The organism is Psychrobacillus sp. Z3-81 (assembly GCF_056620325.1).
On record NZ_JBWQPU010000019.1, the window covers coordinates 42,938 to 58,030 of the forward strand.

Below are 15,093 nucleotides of genomic sequence, written 5' to 3' on the forward strand. Positions count from 1 at the left end.
AATTTTTATTGAATATCCATGTTTGGATCTAATGCATCTCGTAAACCGTCTCCTAAGACGTTGAACGCAAATACGGTAAGCATAATTGCTATTCCCGGTATGATCGTCAAGTGTGGAGATGTCCACATAAAGCTTTGTCCTTGCGAAATCATCGCACCCCACTCCGGTGTAGGAGGCTGAGCCCCTAATCCTAAGTAGCTTAAGGATGCGGTAGATAAGATTGCGGTACCCATACGCATGGTTGCAAAAACTATGATAGGAGCCATTGCGTTTGGCAAGATATGTCTGACCATAATTCGTAGGTCTGATGCTCCCAATGATTTCAACGCCATAATATACTCTTTTTGCTTGATAGAGAGGACGGAGCCTCGGACAATACGTGCACAGCTGGGTATAGACCAAATACTAATTGCAATTGCTACATTTACTAGGCTCGTTCCTAGAATTGCAATGATTAACATTGCTAGAAGAATACCAGGGAAAGAGAAAAGTAAATCTACTATTCTCATGATAATTGCATCTAGCTTTTTATAATAACCACCTAGCAAACCGAGGATAATACCACCGAAAAGCCCAAGACTTACTGCAGCCAATCCTACTAGAAGAGAAATTCTTGAGCCGTATACTAATCTTGACCAAACATCTCTCCCGTAGTTATCTGTTCCTAGCCAATGTCCTTCCGAAAATACAGGAAGCTCACTTGCCTTTAAATTCTGTGTAGCTGGATTATGTGTAGCTAACCAGGGGGCAAACACTGCCATCAAGACTAGCCCGATAATGAGAATTAGTCCGATAACAGCTAATTTATTTTTCAGTAGCCGCTTCATTGTTGTCACATAGACTTTGTCTTTTTTCTTTGGAGTCGTTAATTGATTCGGATGAACTGAAGCTGCATTCGTCATATGATGCTTCCTCCTTTCTTAGTCATAGCTAATTCTTGGATCTATAAAGGTATAAATAATATCTACTAAAAGATTCACCACTACAAACAGGGTTGCTACTAAAAGCACAGATGCCTGAACCATTGGGAAATCACGTTGAGCTATCGCGTCTATCATTAAACGTCCTACTCCATTAATCGCGAAAACCTTCTCCGTAATAATCGTTCCACCAAGTAATCCACCAAAGTTCACACCGATGACTGTTACTACAGGAATTAAGGCATTTTTTAAAGTATGAACCCAAATGACCTTGTTCTCTTTGACACCCTTCGCTCTAGCAGTTCGTACATAATCTGCTCTAGCTACTTCTAATACGGAAGACCTTGTCATTCTAGCTATCATGGCAGCTGCACTTGTTCCTAAAGTAATAGCTGGTAAGATCAATTGCTTAAACCCTTCCGTTGTATAAAACGGCTCTGATAGACCACCTACAGGTAACCATTGCAGATTCACTGCGAATACAAGAATTAATAATGCTCCAAGCCAGAAGTTAGGGATCGATATTCCGGCTAATGCAAGAGTTGTAGAGCTCACATCCAGCCAAGAGTTCTGCTTTAAAGCGGAGATAAGTCCAGCAATCACACCAATAATGATGGCTACAACCATGCTGGCAACCGCTAGCTTTAGGGTGTTTGGAAAGCGTATGGCAATAGCTTCTGATACCGACTGCTTCGATTGATAGGAGTAACCGAAGTCTCCCTGTACCGCATCTTTCAGATACCTACCGTATTGAACAAGAAAAGGATCATTTAATCCCAAATCGTCTCTGATCGCCTCTAATTCTGACTCTGTTGCTGTAGGTCCTCCCACCATCGTTGCCGGATCTCCCGGCGCTATGTACATGGACGAAAATACTAAAAAAGAAATACCTAATAACAATAAAACTAGTTGAATCCCTCTTCGGACAATTAGATTAATCATGCATTCACCCACCCTTCAACGTTTGTTAATCTATTTAACTGTTTTAATTAACAAATGTCTGTTTTTTAATATTTCTGATTATAGTACATAAAAAAGGAAAAATCTATATGAATTTTCAAATAAATTTATTTATTCTATATTTTCTTTACTTTTTGAGTTTATTAGTTATAGATTAATTACATTTTGCATATATATATTCCATTTCATTGTCACATTGTATAAATACATATGTACGAAAGGAGAAAACGCTTACATTCATTTTGTAAAAAAGACTACTTAGCTAATAATTGTCTACTTGCAAGATTCATTTATATTCTTTGGAATGATAGCTCTTATTTGGAGGACAGAAAAGAGTATTTAGGGAAAAGAGGAGTGCTTAAAAAGTAGATATTGACCTCGTGGGGTAAGGAGTATGGTGTTAATATGGGACAATAAAAAACCATAAACTCTGGGTTTATGGCAACAAGTTGTGCATTTTCAAAAGCAGAAGAAGTTAATACCATTCTTCCTTTTGGCATTTTATAGCTTCAAACCGCTCCTGCTCTTAAATCTACGCAACAGAATATGACTTTCTACTCTCGTAATCCCTTCAAGTGCATAAAGCTCTTCATTGATGAATTTTTCTAGGCTGACAAAATCGTCTACCAGCACATGCATATGTAATGTAGAAGGCCCAGTCATTTGATAACAGCTCGCTACACTTGGATTATTCGCTAATTTTTCTGCTACCTCTACAAGTGAGGATGGCTCACAATCAACCTCAAAGAAACCGGAAACACCTTTCCCTACCTTCTCCGAGTTAATAACTACTGTAAAGCGCTCAATAACGCCTTCCCTTTGTAGCTGATGCACCCTTTCTCTAACTGCAACTCTAGAAAGGTTTAATTCTTTTCCGATATCGACATATGATAAACGCGCATTTGCGGTCAGTAACTCTAGTATTTTACGGTCTGTGGCATCAATTCCCATTATTTCTCACCCCTTTAATATTCTATCTTAATGCATAACATGTATTTTTGAAAGAAAATTCACAATTATTTTACCACAATGTAAAATTTAATGAGCCATATCATTCTAAAAGAAATATTAGTAAGATATTGAGATTTATCCCCGTCTTATGAATTTAAGTATGTATAAAAAAAAACAGGCAGGAATGCTAGATCCCCACCTGCTCCATATCATTTTTAAGCCAATAGTTTTACAATTTCACGATTAAATGCTGGTATATCATCTGGTGTACGACTTGTTACCAATTGGTTTTGACATACAAACACTTCTTCATCATGGAATTTAACCCCTGCATTTTCTAAGTCTACACGTATTGATGTGTAACCAGTAGCATCTCTTCCTTCCAATGCTTTAGCGGTAATTAGTAGCTGTGGACCATGACAAATTGCAAATACTGGCTTCTTTGCATCCATAAATGCTTTTGAAAACTGAACAAAACGATCATCTGCGCGTAAAATATCTGGAGAAAAGCCTCCAGGTAGGAATAATGCGTCAAAGTCAGCTGGGTTTACGTCGTCAATATTATAATCGATGGTTACCTTTGCTTCATCATTTTTCCCAGTCACAACCTTGCCAGCTTCCTTTTCAATCGTAAATACCTCATGTCCTGCATCCGTTAACGCTTTAGCAGGCTCTGTATATTCTACATCCTCAAACATATCTGTGATTAATGTTGCCACTTTAGCCATCTTCTCACTCCTTATTGTTTGTTCTCTTTTATAATTCCACATTTAAAAGGGATTAAACATTCGAAAGAGATTCAAAGAGCTATGTTAGAATTTCATTTGGAGAACCATAGGAACGAATTCGTAGGAAAAAACGAAAGGGTGTTCCATAAGTAGAAAACTTATGGGACACCCCTTTTTATTACACTCTAGTATTTATCCCGCATTAAGGGACAGTAGACTCCGACTTCAAGCTGGCAAAAGACAGTAGACAGCGAAGTGGGAGATCAACTGTCCCTAAAAGCCCGATTGGTTCAACTAATGATTGGTGGGGGATGAAAGACCCCCCCACCAATCAAAGTTCACTTTATTCTTCTAAGCCCATTTCAGCTTTTACCACTTCTGCAATTCGATTGACATAGCTTTCACAGCTTTCTTCTGTCGAAGCCTCTACCATGACACGAACTAGTGGCTCTGTACCGGAAGGACGAACTAATACACGGCCATTGCCAGCCATTTCTTTTTCTACTTCTTGAATGACAGCAGCTACCTTTTCATTCTCTGTTACCGCATGCTTATCCGTCACACGTACATTCACTAGCTTTTGAGGGAAAACTTTCATTTCACCAGCAAGCTCTGATAATTTCTTTCCAGTAACCTTCATGATATTCACTAGCTGTACGCCTGTTAGTAGACCATCGCCAGTTGTATTGTAATCTAAGAAGATAATATGACCAGATTGTTCTCCACCAAGATTGTATCCATTCAATTTCATTTCCTCTACAACATAACGGTCTCCAACGGCAGTTTTCACACTATTCATTCCGTTTTCTTCCAACGCTTTATAGAAGCCCATATTACTCATTACTGTAGAGACAACTGTATTGTTATTAAGACGACCATTTGCGTGAAGATATTTGGCCAGGATATACATGATTTGATCTCCATCTACGATGTTCCCTTTTTCGTCCACTGCAATTAATCGATCTCCATCACCGTCAAAGGCTAGACCAACGTCTGCTCCTTTTTCCAGCACGAACTTTGCAAGACCCTCTGGATGTGTGGATCCCACTCCTTCGTTAATGTTTAATCCGTTTGGAGATACACCCATTGTAGACAAATCGGCATCCAAGTCAGCAAATACATGTGTTCCTAACGAAGAGGTAGCACCGTTTGCACAGTCAAGCGCAACGTGAATCCCTACAAAGTCCTCATCTATAGTTTGTTTTAGATATTGGATATACTTCTGACCACCTTCGAAGTAATCAGAAACTGTACCAATAGCTCCTCCTGTCGGACGAGGCAACTCATCCTGCTCCGCATCTATTAGACGCTCAATTTCCTCTTCCTGTGCATCTGATAGCTTAAACCCATCTGATCCAAAGAATTTGATTCCATTGTCTGCGACTGGATTATGAGAAGCTGAGATCATGACTCCTGCATCAGCACTCATTACTCGAGTTAAATAGGCTACTCCAGGCGTACTAATTACACCAAGACGCATTACTTCTACTCCTACTGATAAGAGACCAGCTACTAACGCGCCTTCTAACATATGACCCGAAATTCGAGTATCTCGGCCTATTACTACCTTTGCTCGGTCCTTTGCCTCTCTTGTTAAAATATATCCTCCAAAGCGACCTAGTTTATATGCTAACTCTGGTGTTAATTCTGAGTTTGCTACACCTCGTACGCCGTCAGTCCCAAAATATTTTCCCATTTGATCAACTCTCCTTAATAACCTGTTATCCTACGTTTTAAGCTTCTGTTATCATTAGTGTTGCTTCGGATTCAGATGTTTCCCACTCTATATTAGATGGGGCATCAATTTGAATAGGCAGTACTGTTTCTCCAAGTTCGGAGTTCTTAGCATCAACGTATATGGAAATGTTGTTAGCTTGTACTTTATCCAAAGCTTCCTGTGGCCCTTTCGCCACTACTGTGATTACCCCATTTTCAGGAAAATGAAAGCTACTTCTTAAATTTTCAGCAAGCCCATTCACCACAATTTGCACATTTTCAAATGATTTTTCGGTGATGGAGGAAGATACATCCTCTTCTTTATTTCCTTGTTCCTCGTTTCCTTGTTCCTCTGGTTCAACTACCGTCACTTCAGCCCTAATTTTTATTTTTTCCGTGGATAGCTTTGTGACACCTTCTGGTACTAAGAGTTTCAAGTCAAAATTGCCCGATTCCTCTATCTTGCTAATATCAACATCCACATTTAACTGTTTAATTTTATCTAGAACGGATTTCGGTCCATAAAGCCTAATTTTCTCCGTTTCCGTAGTCAGTGAACGGATAGTCACTCCTTCTTTAGGCGAGCCTTCTCTACCTAAAGCAATCGGAACTTCCTTACTATACTCCTCTACTCCGACCTTTACTAGCACTGTTCGAGGTTCGACCATGACATCTAGTTTGTTTAAGTCCAAATCTAGTACTCGAACGCTGGCCTGTTGTTCAAAGGATTTATTTATTCCATTCGAACCAGTAATGGTCGCTTTTACATAACCGATGCTATCTATAACGCCTTTTGCACCCGTAATTGTAACTACTCTTGGCTCTACTGACGTATCAGCAATCACGTAATTATCTGCTAGCAGGCTCTCATTCATGTCTAATTCAACTACAAATTCTTCTGATATACGTTCATCTATTACGACATCTATATAAGCAGGCTCTACTTTAACTTTAAGCTTATCAGAAAAGGATTCAGTTGAAATAGCTACTCGGTGCTCTCCATAGGTTAATTCTCTTAAATCTACAAAGACTTTGTAATCCTTCATCACCTTTGTAGATTTAACCTGCTGAGCAGGTCCTTCTATGTTAACTGTTACAGTTTCAGGCGTTCCTGTTACGACTGAATTTTCATCATCGTAGTATACTTCTAAGGGAACATCTCTTAAGACCTCTACGTCGGTACCGCTTGTATTTTGATCGGAAGTATCAAATTCCGATTTAACAGAGACAAATAGCAGAATTGCTAAGGCAAGGGCAATAATTCTTAGAATCCATGGATTACTTAACATTTTATCCATTTTGCTTACCCCTCCTCAACCACTTGGAGGATGTCACCTGTTCCTCCGTTGCTCCGAACCAAAGTCGACTTAAATGCACCTTAAACTCATCCATGGAAAGATTCCGATGCAAATCACCATTTGAGGTTATGCTAACTGCACCAGTTTCTTCTGATACTACAATGGTAACAGCATCTGTTACTTCACTGAGCCCTATAGCCGCTCTATGACGTGTGCCAAGTTCTTTAGAAATGAACGGACTTTCTGATAGAGGCAAATAACATGCTGCAGAGGTTATTTTGTTCTTCTGTACAATGACAGCTCCATCATGTAACGGGGTATTAGGGATAAAGATATTGATCAACAGCTCAGAAGTAAGATTCGCATTTAAAGGTATCCCTGTTTCTATATACTCTGTTAGCCCAGTTTCTCTTTCAATAGAGATCAGCGCTCCAATTCGACGCTTCGCCATATAGCTCACAGATTTCGTCATTGCATCGATTAAACGCTCCTGCTCCTCTTGTTCATGTTGGGAGCCGCGAGAGAATAGCTTCCCTCTCCCAATCTGTTCTAGTGCCCTTCTAATTTCCGGTTGAAAAATAATGATAATTGCTAAAAAACCCCAGTTAATAACTTGACTTAATATCCAGCCAAGGGTATCTAATCCTAAAAAGTCAGTCATTATTTTTGTTACAACAATAATAAATATACCATTTAATAATTGAACAGCTTTTGTCCCTTTAATAAGGGTGATAATTTTATATATAACGAACCAAACCAATAAAACATCTAAAATATTTACAATTACGTTTACTGGCATAAAATCGGTAAATTGCTCCATAAACGACATGTGGCATCCCCCACTTTTCCTCACGAATCCATATGTTCTCATTATAACATATAAGCGTGTTTTAATTCTCTTTCGAAGAACGCAAAAAAAGTGCAGACATTAAAATATCTATCTGCACTCTTCCAGCTTGCCCTTATTCATCTTTCTTGAAAAACGAGCCTACTTCTTTCACACTATTCTTTATATGAAACCATAGCCAATCAAAGACCTCATTTATTTCTTCGGAAGTACCGGTAATATTTGCTGTAGAAGCCATGTACTTTGTTCCATTAATAACAGTCAAATTACCATCTAGCTCTCCATCTATTCGTACATTCCCATTCTTTACAACTAAGTCTCCCTTTACGACTTGTCCTTCAGGGATGATAACCGTTTCTCCTTCTACTATCACGTTTTCTTGCTTTGTGAAAGAGAATTGCTGGTCATCTTGATATGATGAGAATAGCATGCTGCTCATTAATACAAGAAATACTGCAGCAGCAGTCAAAACAGGATGATGGCGAAACCATCTACTTACACCGGTATGCGATTTTTCCTTTGGAAGTCTCGCCATAACAGACATAGTGAAATTATTTGGCGCCTCCACATGAGCCGCGCCCTTCACAAAAGCAACTACATCACTGAGCTCATGCATATGAGCCTGGCACTCTTTGCATGTCTGTAGGTGCGCCTTGAGCTCCAGCTCATGTTCACGACTTATTTCGCCATCTAAGTATTCGTGCATATAGTGAACAATTCGTTCTGGACACGCATTCATGATGATTCCTCCTACAATAGATTGGCTTGTTTGCTCAATTGTTTACGAAGTGCTTCACGACCTCGATGAATTCTCGTTTTTACAGTTCCCAGCGGCAGATCCAATATCTCACTTATCTCTTGTAAAGATAGCTCTTCCATATACTTTAAGACAATGGCTGAACGATACTTATCTGGTAGTCTGCTAATTTCATACTGTATTCTATCTTGCAGCTCTAGCTTCATCAATTCTTCTTCTGGAAGCTCCTCAGAGGCAGCTATTTGAGAATACATGTCTAATCCTTCTGTACCCTTTACTTCCGCGTCTAAATAATAATCTGGCTTTTTCTTTCTTATACGATCTATACATAAGTTCGTTGCAATTCTATATAGCCATGTGGAAAATTTTCTTTTTTGATCAAACGTATGAATATTGATAAATGCACGTACGAACGCTTCCTGAGCAATGTCCTCAGCCTCATGACGATTCCCAAGCATACGATAGCAAACCTGATATAACCTATGCTGGTAAAGGTCCACGATTTCCGCAAAAGCATCCTTGTCACCTTTTAACACTTGCTTTATTCTTTTGTTAACTAACGCATCCATTGAGATTTCCCTCCGCTCCATGCGGCTGTCTTACCTATACGTACGAGGTGTCAGCAGGTTTCATTTTTTTCATCTAAATTTAATTTTATCAAAGAAATAGCTCTTTGTGTTTAAATAAAAAAAGAAAAAGCAGACAAATCTGTCTACTTTTTGACTCATTTTTATATTAAACTTTCACCAAATAGAGAACCCATTAGTGCTACCGCTACATCAGCAGTCTTATTTCTTTCATCAAGTATAGGGTTTACCTCAACAAATTCAGCGGAAGTAATTAAACCAGAGGAATAAAGCATTTCCATTGCCAAGTGACTCTCTCTATAGCTTATTCCACCCGGCACCGGTGTTCCTACTCCAGGAGTGTACAACGGATCGATGCCATCTAAATCAAGTGATAGGTGAACCCCATCTACTTTACGAGCTAGAAAATGTGCGATTGTTTGATTCATCACTTCTGTCATTCCTAGCTTGTCAATTTCATGCATCGAAAATACTTTAATACCCTTTTCTTTAATAAGCGCTTTTTCGCCTGGATCAACGGACCTTGCACCAATAATCACTAGATTTTCCGGTTTTATTTTTGGAGCATACGCACGGATATTTACTAGCGCCTCATGTCCTAACCCCATGCTGACCGCAAGTGGCATTCCATGAATATTACCTGAAGGCGTCGTTTCCTCTGTGTTCATATCTGCATGGGCATCATACCAAATAACCCCCATATTTTCATAACGATCAGATAATCCAGCAAGCGTTCCAATAGCAATACTATGATCTCCGCCTAGCACTAATGGGAAATCACCTTTTGCTACTACCTCATGTACTTTATTAGCAAGCGCTGTATTACCCTCTATAACATCTTGTAAGTTTCTAAGCTTTTCATGAGGCGTCTTTTCTGGATTATTTTTACCGATAGGAATATCCCCTAAATCGTTCACATGATGGCCAAGTGCTTCTAGTCTCTCAACTACTCCTGCGTAACGAATGGCACTAGGACCCATATCTACTCCACGTCTATTTTGACCTAAGTCCATTGGAACTCCAATAATGGATAGGTTTAAATGATTCATGTTTTTAAGCCCCTTTCAATTCATACATCTATTGTAATTCCAAATTTCATATGGCTCAACAGCGCAAACTCACGTATATTTATGCAACAGTTGAAAAAGATGGGTTTTCGTTTTTCCCCACTCTTCATCAATGAAAGAATAAATAACGGTATTCCTTACCACTCCATTTGAACGAATTCTTTCATTCCGAAGAACGCCCTCTCTTTTTGCCCCTATTCGCTCAATCGCCCGTTGGGAGGAGAGGTTTTGTTCATCTGTTTTAAGTTGAACACGTATCAGCTGCAAATCTTCAAAACAATATGTTAATAAAAGATATTTGCATGCCGTATTCACATTCGTTCGCTGAAACCTTTTTCCGTAAAAGGTTGAGCCGATTTCACAAGACTTATTTGTATAATCGATACCATAAATCCGTGTAGTTCCCATTATCTCTTTAGTATCGGTATGCTCTACAGCAAAAGTAAGAGCCTTCCTCTCACGCATCTGGTCAATACCTGCCTGAAGCCACTTATTCAACTGATTCTGTGTTTCTACTTTATGTAACATAAATTCAAATATTTCCGGCTCAAACAGCCTCCATAATTCCACAAAATCAGTTTCTTTTAAAGGACGTAGTGTAACATTTTGATAATTTAGCATCCGTACACCTCTTTTTATATAGTGGAAGATAAATAATAGCTGTGAGTCGTGAATTGCTATTTCTAGCATACTTTCCTGAAAGCAAATTTCAAAGAGAACAAAATACATACAAAAGAAATACTTATCGTCCTATTAAGAAAGCACAAGGCATGCCTCGACAAGCAAATTAAGGACTGCGAGGAGGCAGTCGGCACCCATTTGACCTCGAGGTGCAAAGCGCTGAAGCTGAACAATAAGAAAAAATCCTTCCCGCCTGAAAGGTGGAAAGGATTTTTTAGGATGGAGCCTAGCGGGATCGAACCGCTGACCTCCTGCGTGCAAGGCAGGCGCTCTCCCAGCTGAGCTAAGGCCCCATATCAGGGTGATGTGTAAAATGGCTGGGGTACCTGGATTCGAACCAGGGCATGACGGAATCAAAATCCGTTGCCTTACCGCTTGGCTATACCCCAAAAAACTGGTGGAGGGGGACGGATTCGAACCGCCGAACCCTAAGGAGCGGATTTACAGTCCGCCGCGTTTAGCCACTTCGCTACCCCTCCAGGCTATATTAAATAAATTAAAATGGTGGAGGATGACGGGCTCGAACCGCCGACCCTCTGCTTGTAAGGCAGATGCTCTCCCAGCTGAGCTAATCCTCCATGTAGGTTTTATTGAAAAACCGGACAATAAATATATTATCATAAGCACCTTTTCGAAACAAGCACTTTTTTAAAAAAAGATATCTGTTTTCTAAAAAGAACTATGTAATCATTCTACTTTTTTATAGGTTGTTTGGCAAGAGTTTTTAGCGAGTTATCCAGGTAGTACTTTTCTTTCTGTTACCATTGGTAGATACTTAAACTAAAGCATAATTATGACAGAAAGGGTGTACCTTTATGCAATTAACCTTCCTTGGAACCGGAGACTTTCTACCAGATAGAATCGGACATAATAGCGCATTTATTGAATGGAACAATACTCGCCTATTTATAGACTTTCCAGCGACTAATCGACAGTCGCTTCAGAAATTAGGATTTGACTTAAATATTGTAGAGCATTTATTCATCACCCATCTCCATGAAGATCATATAAACGGTCTACAGCAGCTAGCACATTATAAGACAATCCTTGGGAAAGGAAAAATAAATCTCTATCTTGCAGAGGATTTGGTTGAAGGCTTATGGAATACATTGAAGGAGGGACTTGGGCTATCTACTAACGGTCCGAAAAAATTGGAGGATTATTTTCATGTAACGCTCGTTCGACCAGAGGAAGAATTCTATATAGCTTGCCAATCATTTCGTATTATCCGCACAGATCATATTCCCCAGATGATCAGTTACGGATTATTAGCAGAGCCGTATTTCTATTACAGTGGTGATTCCATAGTCAACGAGGCTTTGCTTCATTCTCTAAATGTTCATACCATCTTTCACGACTGTCATATGTGGGATCTTCCCATCCTTTCCCACCCTAGCTTACAGGAAATAAAAGCGCTTGACTCATCCTTAACTAAAAAAATGATTTTAATGCACTATCATAGTGGTTACGATACCGAGGACGCAAAGCTGCAGATAGAACGAAAAGAAAAAATAAGGCTAGCAAGACCGCTGTACTCTTATAAGTTTTCATCCTAAGTAAGGAGGGCGCTCATGTATTTAGAAATTTATCTTTATCCAGTAACTGAAGAAAATAAAGAACAATTTTTACAGATTAATCGAGAGGCCGAACGCATCTATAAAGAGTATGGCGCTATCGAAAGTGAAACATATGTCGCTACATCCATTCAGCCTGAATACGGTTGTGCCGGAATGGTATCTGCTGTAGAACTGCTTGAAAAAGAAATACTGATGATGGAAATTAACCGCTATCATAATAAGAGACATCAGATTCAGGTATTGGAGAAAGTTGATCAGGACGAACGGATTAATACGCTATATAACCAAATGACAAAGGTGATTGATATGAGCAGAACTGTCCGCGGCGAATTTGGAATGCCATAACGTCCATTTAAAAGCGACTTTGTGATTGTCTTAACAGAGCCAATCACAAAGTCGCTTTTTCATTTATGAACTAGCATTACTACCTATTGTTTAATACTTATCAATTACTCTCTGTTTGGACAGCATGGTAAATTCTAGACAGACAGAAAAAAGCGACTCTCCATTATCTTTGGAGATTCGCTTTTTGTTTTTCAATTAAGCTTCCAACCGGGCTCGAACCGGTGACCTCTTCCTTACCATGGAAGCACTCTACCTAACTGAGCTATGGAAGCAAATTAACATAAAAATGGCTCCGAAGGTAGGACTCGAACCTACGACCAACCGGTTAACAGCCGGTTGCTCTACCACTGAGCTACTTCGGAACGTCTAGATATAATTATAGGTAATTTAACAAACTTTTTCAAGTATCAATTTCTTTCATTAGTATGTTTTTGTACCCTTATTTTATACAGCTTTTTTTAAAAAAGAATATAAGAGAAAATAACCACGGTAACTATACCATGGTTATTTTCTTGTAAAAGGAGTTTTAGTTTACTCTCGTTTTACGTAGAATTTCTGCTGATTGATTGAATAGCTTTGTCTCTTCTTCATTCAACTTTAAGGTAGGAATTTCTTTCACACCCTCGTATGTTACAACGGCTGGGACACTCATATAGATATCTTCTTGGCCATATTCGCCGTTCAATAAACAAGAAACTGGAAGAATAGAATGCTCGTTATTGAGAATAGCCTTCGTGATTCTTGTTAAGCACATTCCTATTCCGAAATTCGTAACACCTTTACGATTAATAATCTCATAAGCAGCCCTACGAACTGCGTTAAAGATCGAGTTGAGTTTTTCTTTATCATTTGGATTATTTCGTCTTTCCAAGAAATCTTCCAGCGATTCTACCCCAATATTAGCTTGACTGAATACAGCTAGTTCACTATCACCATGCTCACCGATGATAACTGCATGAACATTCCTTGGATCTACTTCAAAGTACTCTCCTAAAAGTACCTTGAAACGAGCTGTATCCAAGGTAGTTCCTGAACCAATGACCTTGTTCGCAGGCAGGCCGCTTTCCTTGTATGCTACATAACTCATCACATCAACTGGGTTGGAAGCAATGAGAAGAATTCCATCGAAGCCGCTTTTTTTAATCTCCTGAACAATAGATTGCATAATTCGAGTGTTGCGTTCTACGAGTTGTAATCTCGTTTCACCAGGCTTCTGGTTGGCTCCGGCCGTAATAACAATTAGTTGTGCATCCTTGCACTCCTCATAGGTACCAACACTAACTTTCATGTTCGTTGTTGCCACTGCCATACCATGCACAAGGTCCATTGCTTCACCCTCTGCTTTTTCTTTATTAGCATCGATTAGTACAAGTTCAGTAACAACCCCTTGGTTAACTAGACTATATGCATAAGCAGTACCAACCGCACCGCAACCAACTAAAACAACTTTTCTCATTAAATCACCTCATATATAGAATCAAAAATAGTCAGATATACATTCAACGCTCGCTGTTAGTATGTCTTAAATTAAAGTATTTATTACACCAGTAAAAAGTATGTCGCACAGTAATGACTTGTATGTACTAAGAGTGAACTACTATTTTTAGGTAATCCTTTTCACAATACACCTGTCCATCCAAATTCAAGCTAGATCCAGAACAGTGTTCCATTTTGATTAAAAATTGGTTCAGGTGATGTAGTTGAACATACCGTATAGATGGTTCCAAATGGGCAACTACTTCTTCATATGTATCGCCGAATGCAATCTTTATTATAGTAGCTTATATTAGGGAGCGCAAACTTCCTTTTCTGTCCACAAGTCCTATGTTACAACAAATCATAGATGATTTTTTTGGAAATTAGATACAACTATTTTGCGCATAAATGTCGAATTTTATGTACGGGATTAAAAGATTTCCTTTTTAACTAAGAATTTTTTAGTCTGCAAAGAATTATTATTTTACTATCCCCATTATAACTTTTTTATATTGATAGGAATGCGGCACTGATATCCATTTATTTAGTCTGGCACGAACGAGAGTAAAATCGGCTTGTCTGAGAATAAATGCTCCGGGAACGAGAGTATTACTGCTGAATGAGAGTAAATCTGCTCTATCCTAGAGTAACCCACGGCTATACGAGAGTAACCACCATCTATCCGAGAGTATTGCTCCTCTGAACGAGAGTAAATCTTATGATGTCTCTGACAGGGATAGAATTTTGGAATCCTCCGCTTATCTAGGAGACTGGCAAGTTTCGGCCATGCCCTTCACCATACTAGTTTCATCTATTTATATAGTAGTTGCCGGGTGGGAGACTGCCTCGGGATATACTCCTCATTCTAGTCTGGTGCAAACGAGAATAAATTCGGCTTATCCGAGAGTACATGCTTCCCGAACGAGAGTATTGCTGCTGAACGAGAATAAATCTGCTCTATCCGAGAGTAATCCACTTCTATACGAGAGTGATCTGCATCCATCCGATAGTATTTCCGCCCTGAACGAGAGTATGTCCATTTACCAATAATGACTCTATCAGATAGGGCATAACTTTTCCCCTTCAAGGATATTCAGACCAATAGAAAAAAGACCGCCACCGATTTGACTCGGTGACGGCCTTGCTGTTGCCTAGCGACGTCCTACTCTCACAGGGGGAGACC

The 15,093-nt window shown here is 39.3% G+C and carries 14 protein-coding genes and 6 tRNA genes; 2 read left to right on the plus strand and 18 right to left on the minus strand.

The genetic code is table 11. From position 1 onward, the window contains the following. Positions 1-5: 5 nt before the first annotated feature. From AC1ECF_RS16070 to AC1ECF_RS16140, 15 genes are all read right to left on the minus strand, one after another. A complete protein-coding gene (locus AC1ECF_RS16070; protein WP_480390448.1) occupies positions 6-902 on the minus strand; it encodes an ABC transporter permease in 897 nt (298 codons plus the stop codon). A gap of 18 nt (positions 903-920) precedes the next feature. After that, positions 921-1,862: a nickel ABC transporter permease gene (nikB, locus tag AC1ECF_RS16075; RefSeq protein WP_480390449.1), complete on the minus strand. Its 942-nt coding sequence runs from the start codon at positions 1,860-1,862 to the stop codon at positions 921-923. Between the two features lie 519 nt (positions 1,863-2,381). Continuing rightward, positions 2,382-2,831 (minus strand): Lrp/AsnC family transcriptional regulator, encoded by a 450-nt coding sequence (locus AC1ECF_RS16080; protein ID WP_480390450.1) that lies wholly within the window; start codon positions 2,829-2,831, stop codon positions 2,382-2,384. A gap of 215 nt (positions 2,832-3,046) precedes the next feature. Further along, positions 3,047-3,559: a type 1 glutamine amidotransferase domain-containing protein gene (locus AC1ECF_RS16085; protein ID WP_480390451.1), complete on the minus strand. Its 513-nt coding sequence runs from the start codon at positions 3,557-3,559 to the stop codon at positions 3,047-3,049. 343 nt (positions 3,560-3,902) lie between these two features. Further along, positions 3,903-5,255, minus strand: a complete 1,353-nt coding sequence (gene glmM, locus AC1ECF_RS16090; protein WP_480390452.1) for a phosphoglucosamine mutase — start codon at positions 5,253-5,255, stop codon at positions 3,903-3,905. 37 nt (positions 5,256-5,292) lie between these two features. After that, positions 5,293-6,573, minus strand: a complete 1,281-nt coding sequence (locus AC1ECF_RS16095) for a CdaR family protein (protein ID WP_480390453.1) — start codon at positions 6,571-6,573, stop codon at positions 5,293-5,295. Continuing rightward, on the minus strand, positions 6,566-7,402 hold the full coding sequence (cdaA, locus tag AC1ECF_RS16100; protein ID WP_480390454.1) for a diadenylate cyclase CdaA: 837 nt from the start codon (positions 7,400-7,402) through the stop codon (positions 6,566-6,568). The genes AC1ECF_RS16095 and cdaA overlap by 8 nt, the downstream gene beginning before the upstream one ends. A 133-nt stretch (positions 7,403-7,535) precedes the next feature. Then, on the minus strand, positions 7,536-8,159 hold the full coding sequence (locus AC1ECF_RS16105) for a zf-HC2 domain-containing protein (RefSeq protein ID WP_480390455.1): 624 nt from the start codon (positions 8,157-8,159) through the stop codon (positions 7,536-7,538). Between the two features lie 11 nt (positions 8,160-8,170). After that, entirely contained in the window at positions 8,171-8,746 is a 576-nt protein-coding gene (gene sigW / locus AC1ECF_RS16110; RefSeq protein ID WP_480390456.1) for an RNA polymerase sigma factor SigW, read from the minus strand. A 161-nt stretch (positions 8,747-8,907) separates the two neighbouring features. Continuing rightward, complete coding sequence (gene rocF / locus AC1ECF_RS16115) at positions 8,908-9,813, minus strand: arginase (protein ID WP_480390457.1); 906 nt, start codon at positions 9,811-9,813, stop codon at positions 8,908-8,910. 69 nt (positions 9,814-9,882) lie between these two features. Continuing rightward, positions 9,883-10,452: a GNAT family N-acetyltransferase gene (locus tag AC1ECF_RS16120; protein ID WP_480390458.1), complete on the minus strand. Its 570-nt coding sequence runs from the start codon at positions 10,450-10,452 to the stop codon at positions 9,883-9,885. Between the two features lie 280 nt (positions 10,453-10,732). After that, positions 10,733-10,805, minus strand: a tRNA-Ala gene (locus AC1ECF_RS16125). A 21-nt stretch (positions 10,806-10,826) separates the two neighbouring features. Next, positions 10,827-10,901: transfer RNA gene (locus tag AC1ECF_RS16130), tRNA-Gln, on the minus strand. A gap of 6 nt (positions 10,902-10,907) precedes the next feature. Then, positions 10,908-10,991: transfer RNA gene (locus AC1ECF_RS16135), tRNA-Tyr, on the minus strand. Between the two features lie 23 nt (positions 10,992-11,014). After that, positions 11,015-11,090, minus strand: a tRNA-Val gene (locus tag AC1ECF_RS16140). 237 nt (positions 11,091-11,327) lie between these two features. Here AC1ECF_RS16140 and AC1ECF_RS16145 point away from each other — a divergent pair. Beyond that, complete coding sequence (locus tag AC1ECF_RS16145) at positions 11,328-12,068, plus strand: MBL fold metallo-hydrolase (RefSeq protein ID WP_480390459.1); 741 nt, start codon at positions 11,328-11,330, stop codon at positions 12,066-12,068. Between the two features lie 15 nt (positions 12,069-12,083). After that, a complete protein-coding gene (locus AC1ECF_RS16150; RefSeq protein WP_480390460.1) occupies positions 12,084-12,434 on the plus strand; it encodes a DUF1428 family protein in 351 nt (116 codons plus the stop codon). Positions 12,435-12,632: 198 nt separating this feature from the next. On the opposite strand, the gene AC1ECF_RS16155 is transcribed toward AC1ECF_RS16150, so the two are convergent. The 3 genes from AC1ECF_RS16155 to AC1ECF_RS16165 all read right to left on the minus strand — a co-directional run bounded on the left by AC1ECF_RS16155 (position 12,633) and on the right by AC1ECF_RS16165 (position 13,890). Further along, a tRNA-Thr gene (locus AC1ECF_RS16155) sits at positions 12,633-12,706 on the minus strand. Between the two features lie 15 nt (positions 12,707-12,721). Further along, a tRNA-Asn gene (locus AC1ECF_RS16160) sits at positions 12,722-12,796 on the minus strand. A 164-nt stretch (positions 12,797-12,960) separates the two neighbouring features. After that, on the minus strand, positions 12,961-13,890 hold the full coding sequence (locus AC1ECF_RS16165) for an L-lactate dehydrogenase (RefSeq protein ID WP_480390461.1): 930 nt from the start codon (positions 13,888-13,890) through the stop codon (positions 12,961-12,963). Between the last annotated feature and the right edge of the window lie 1,203 nt (positions 13,891-15,093).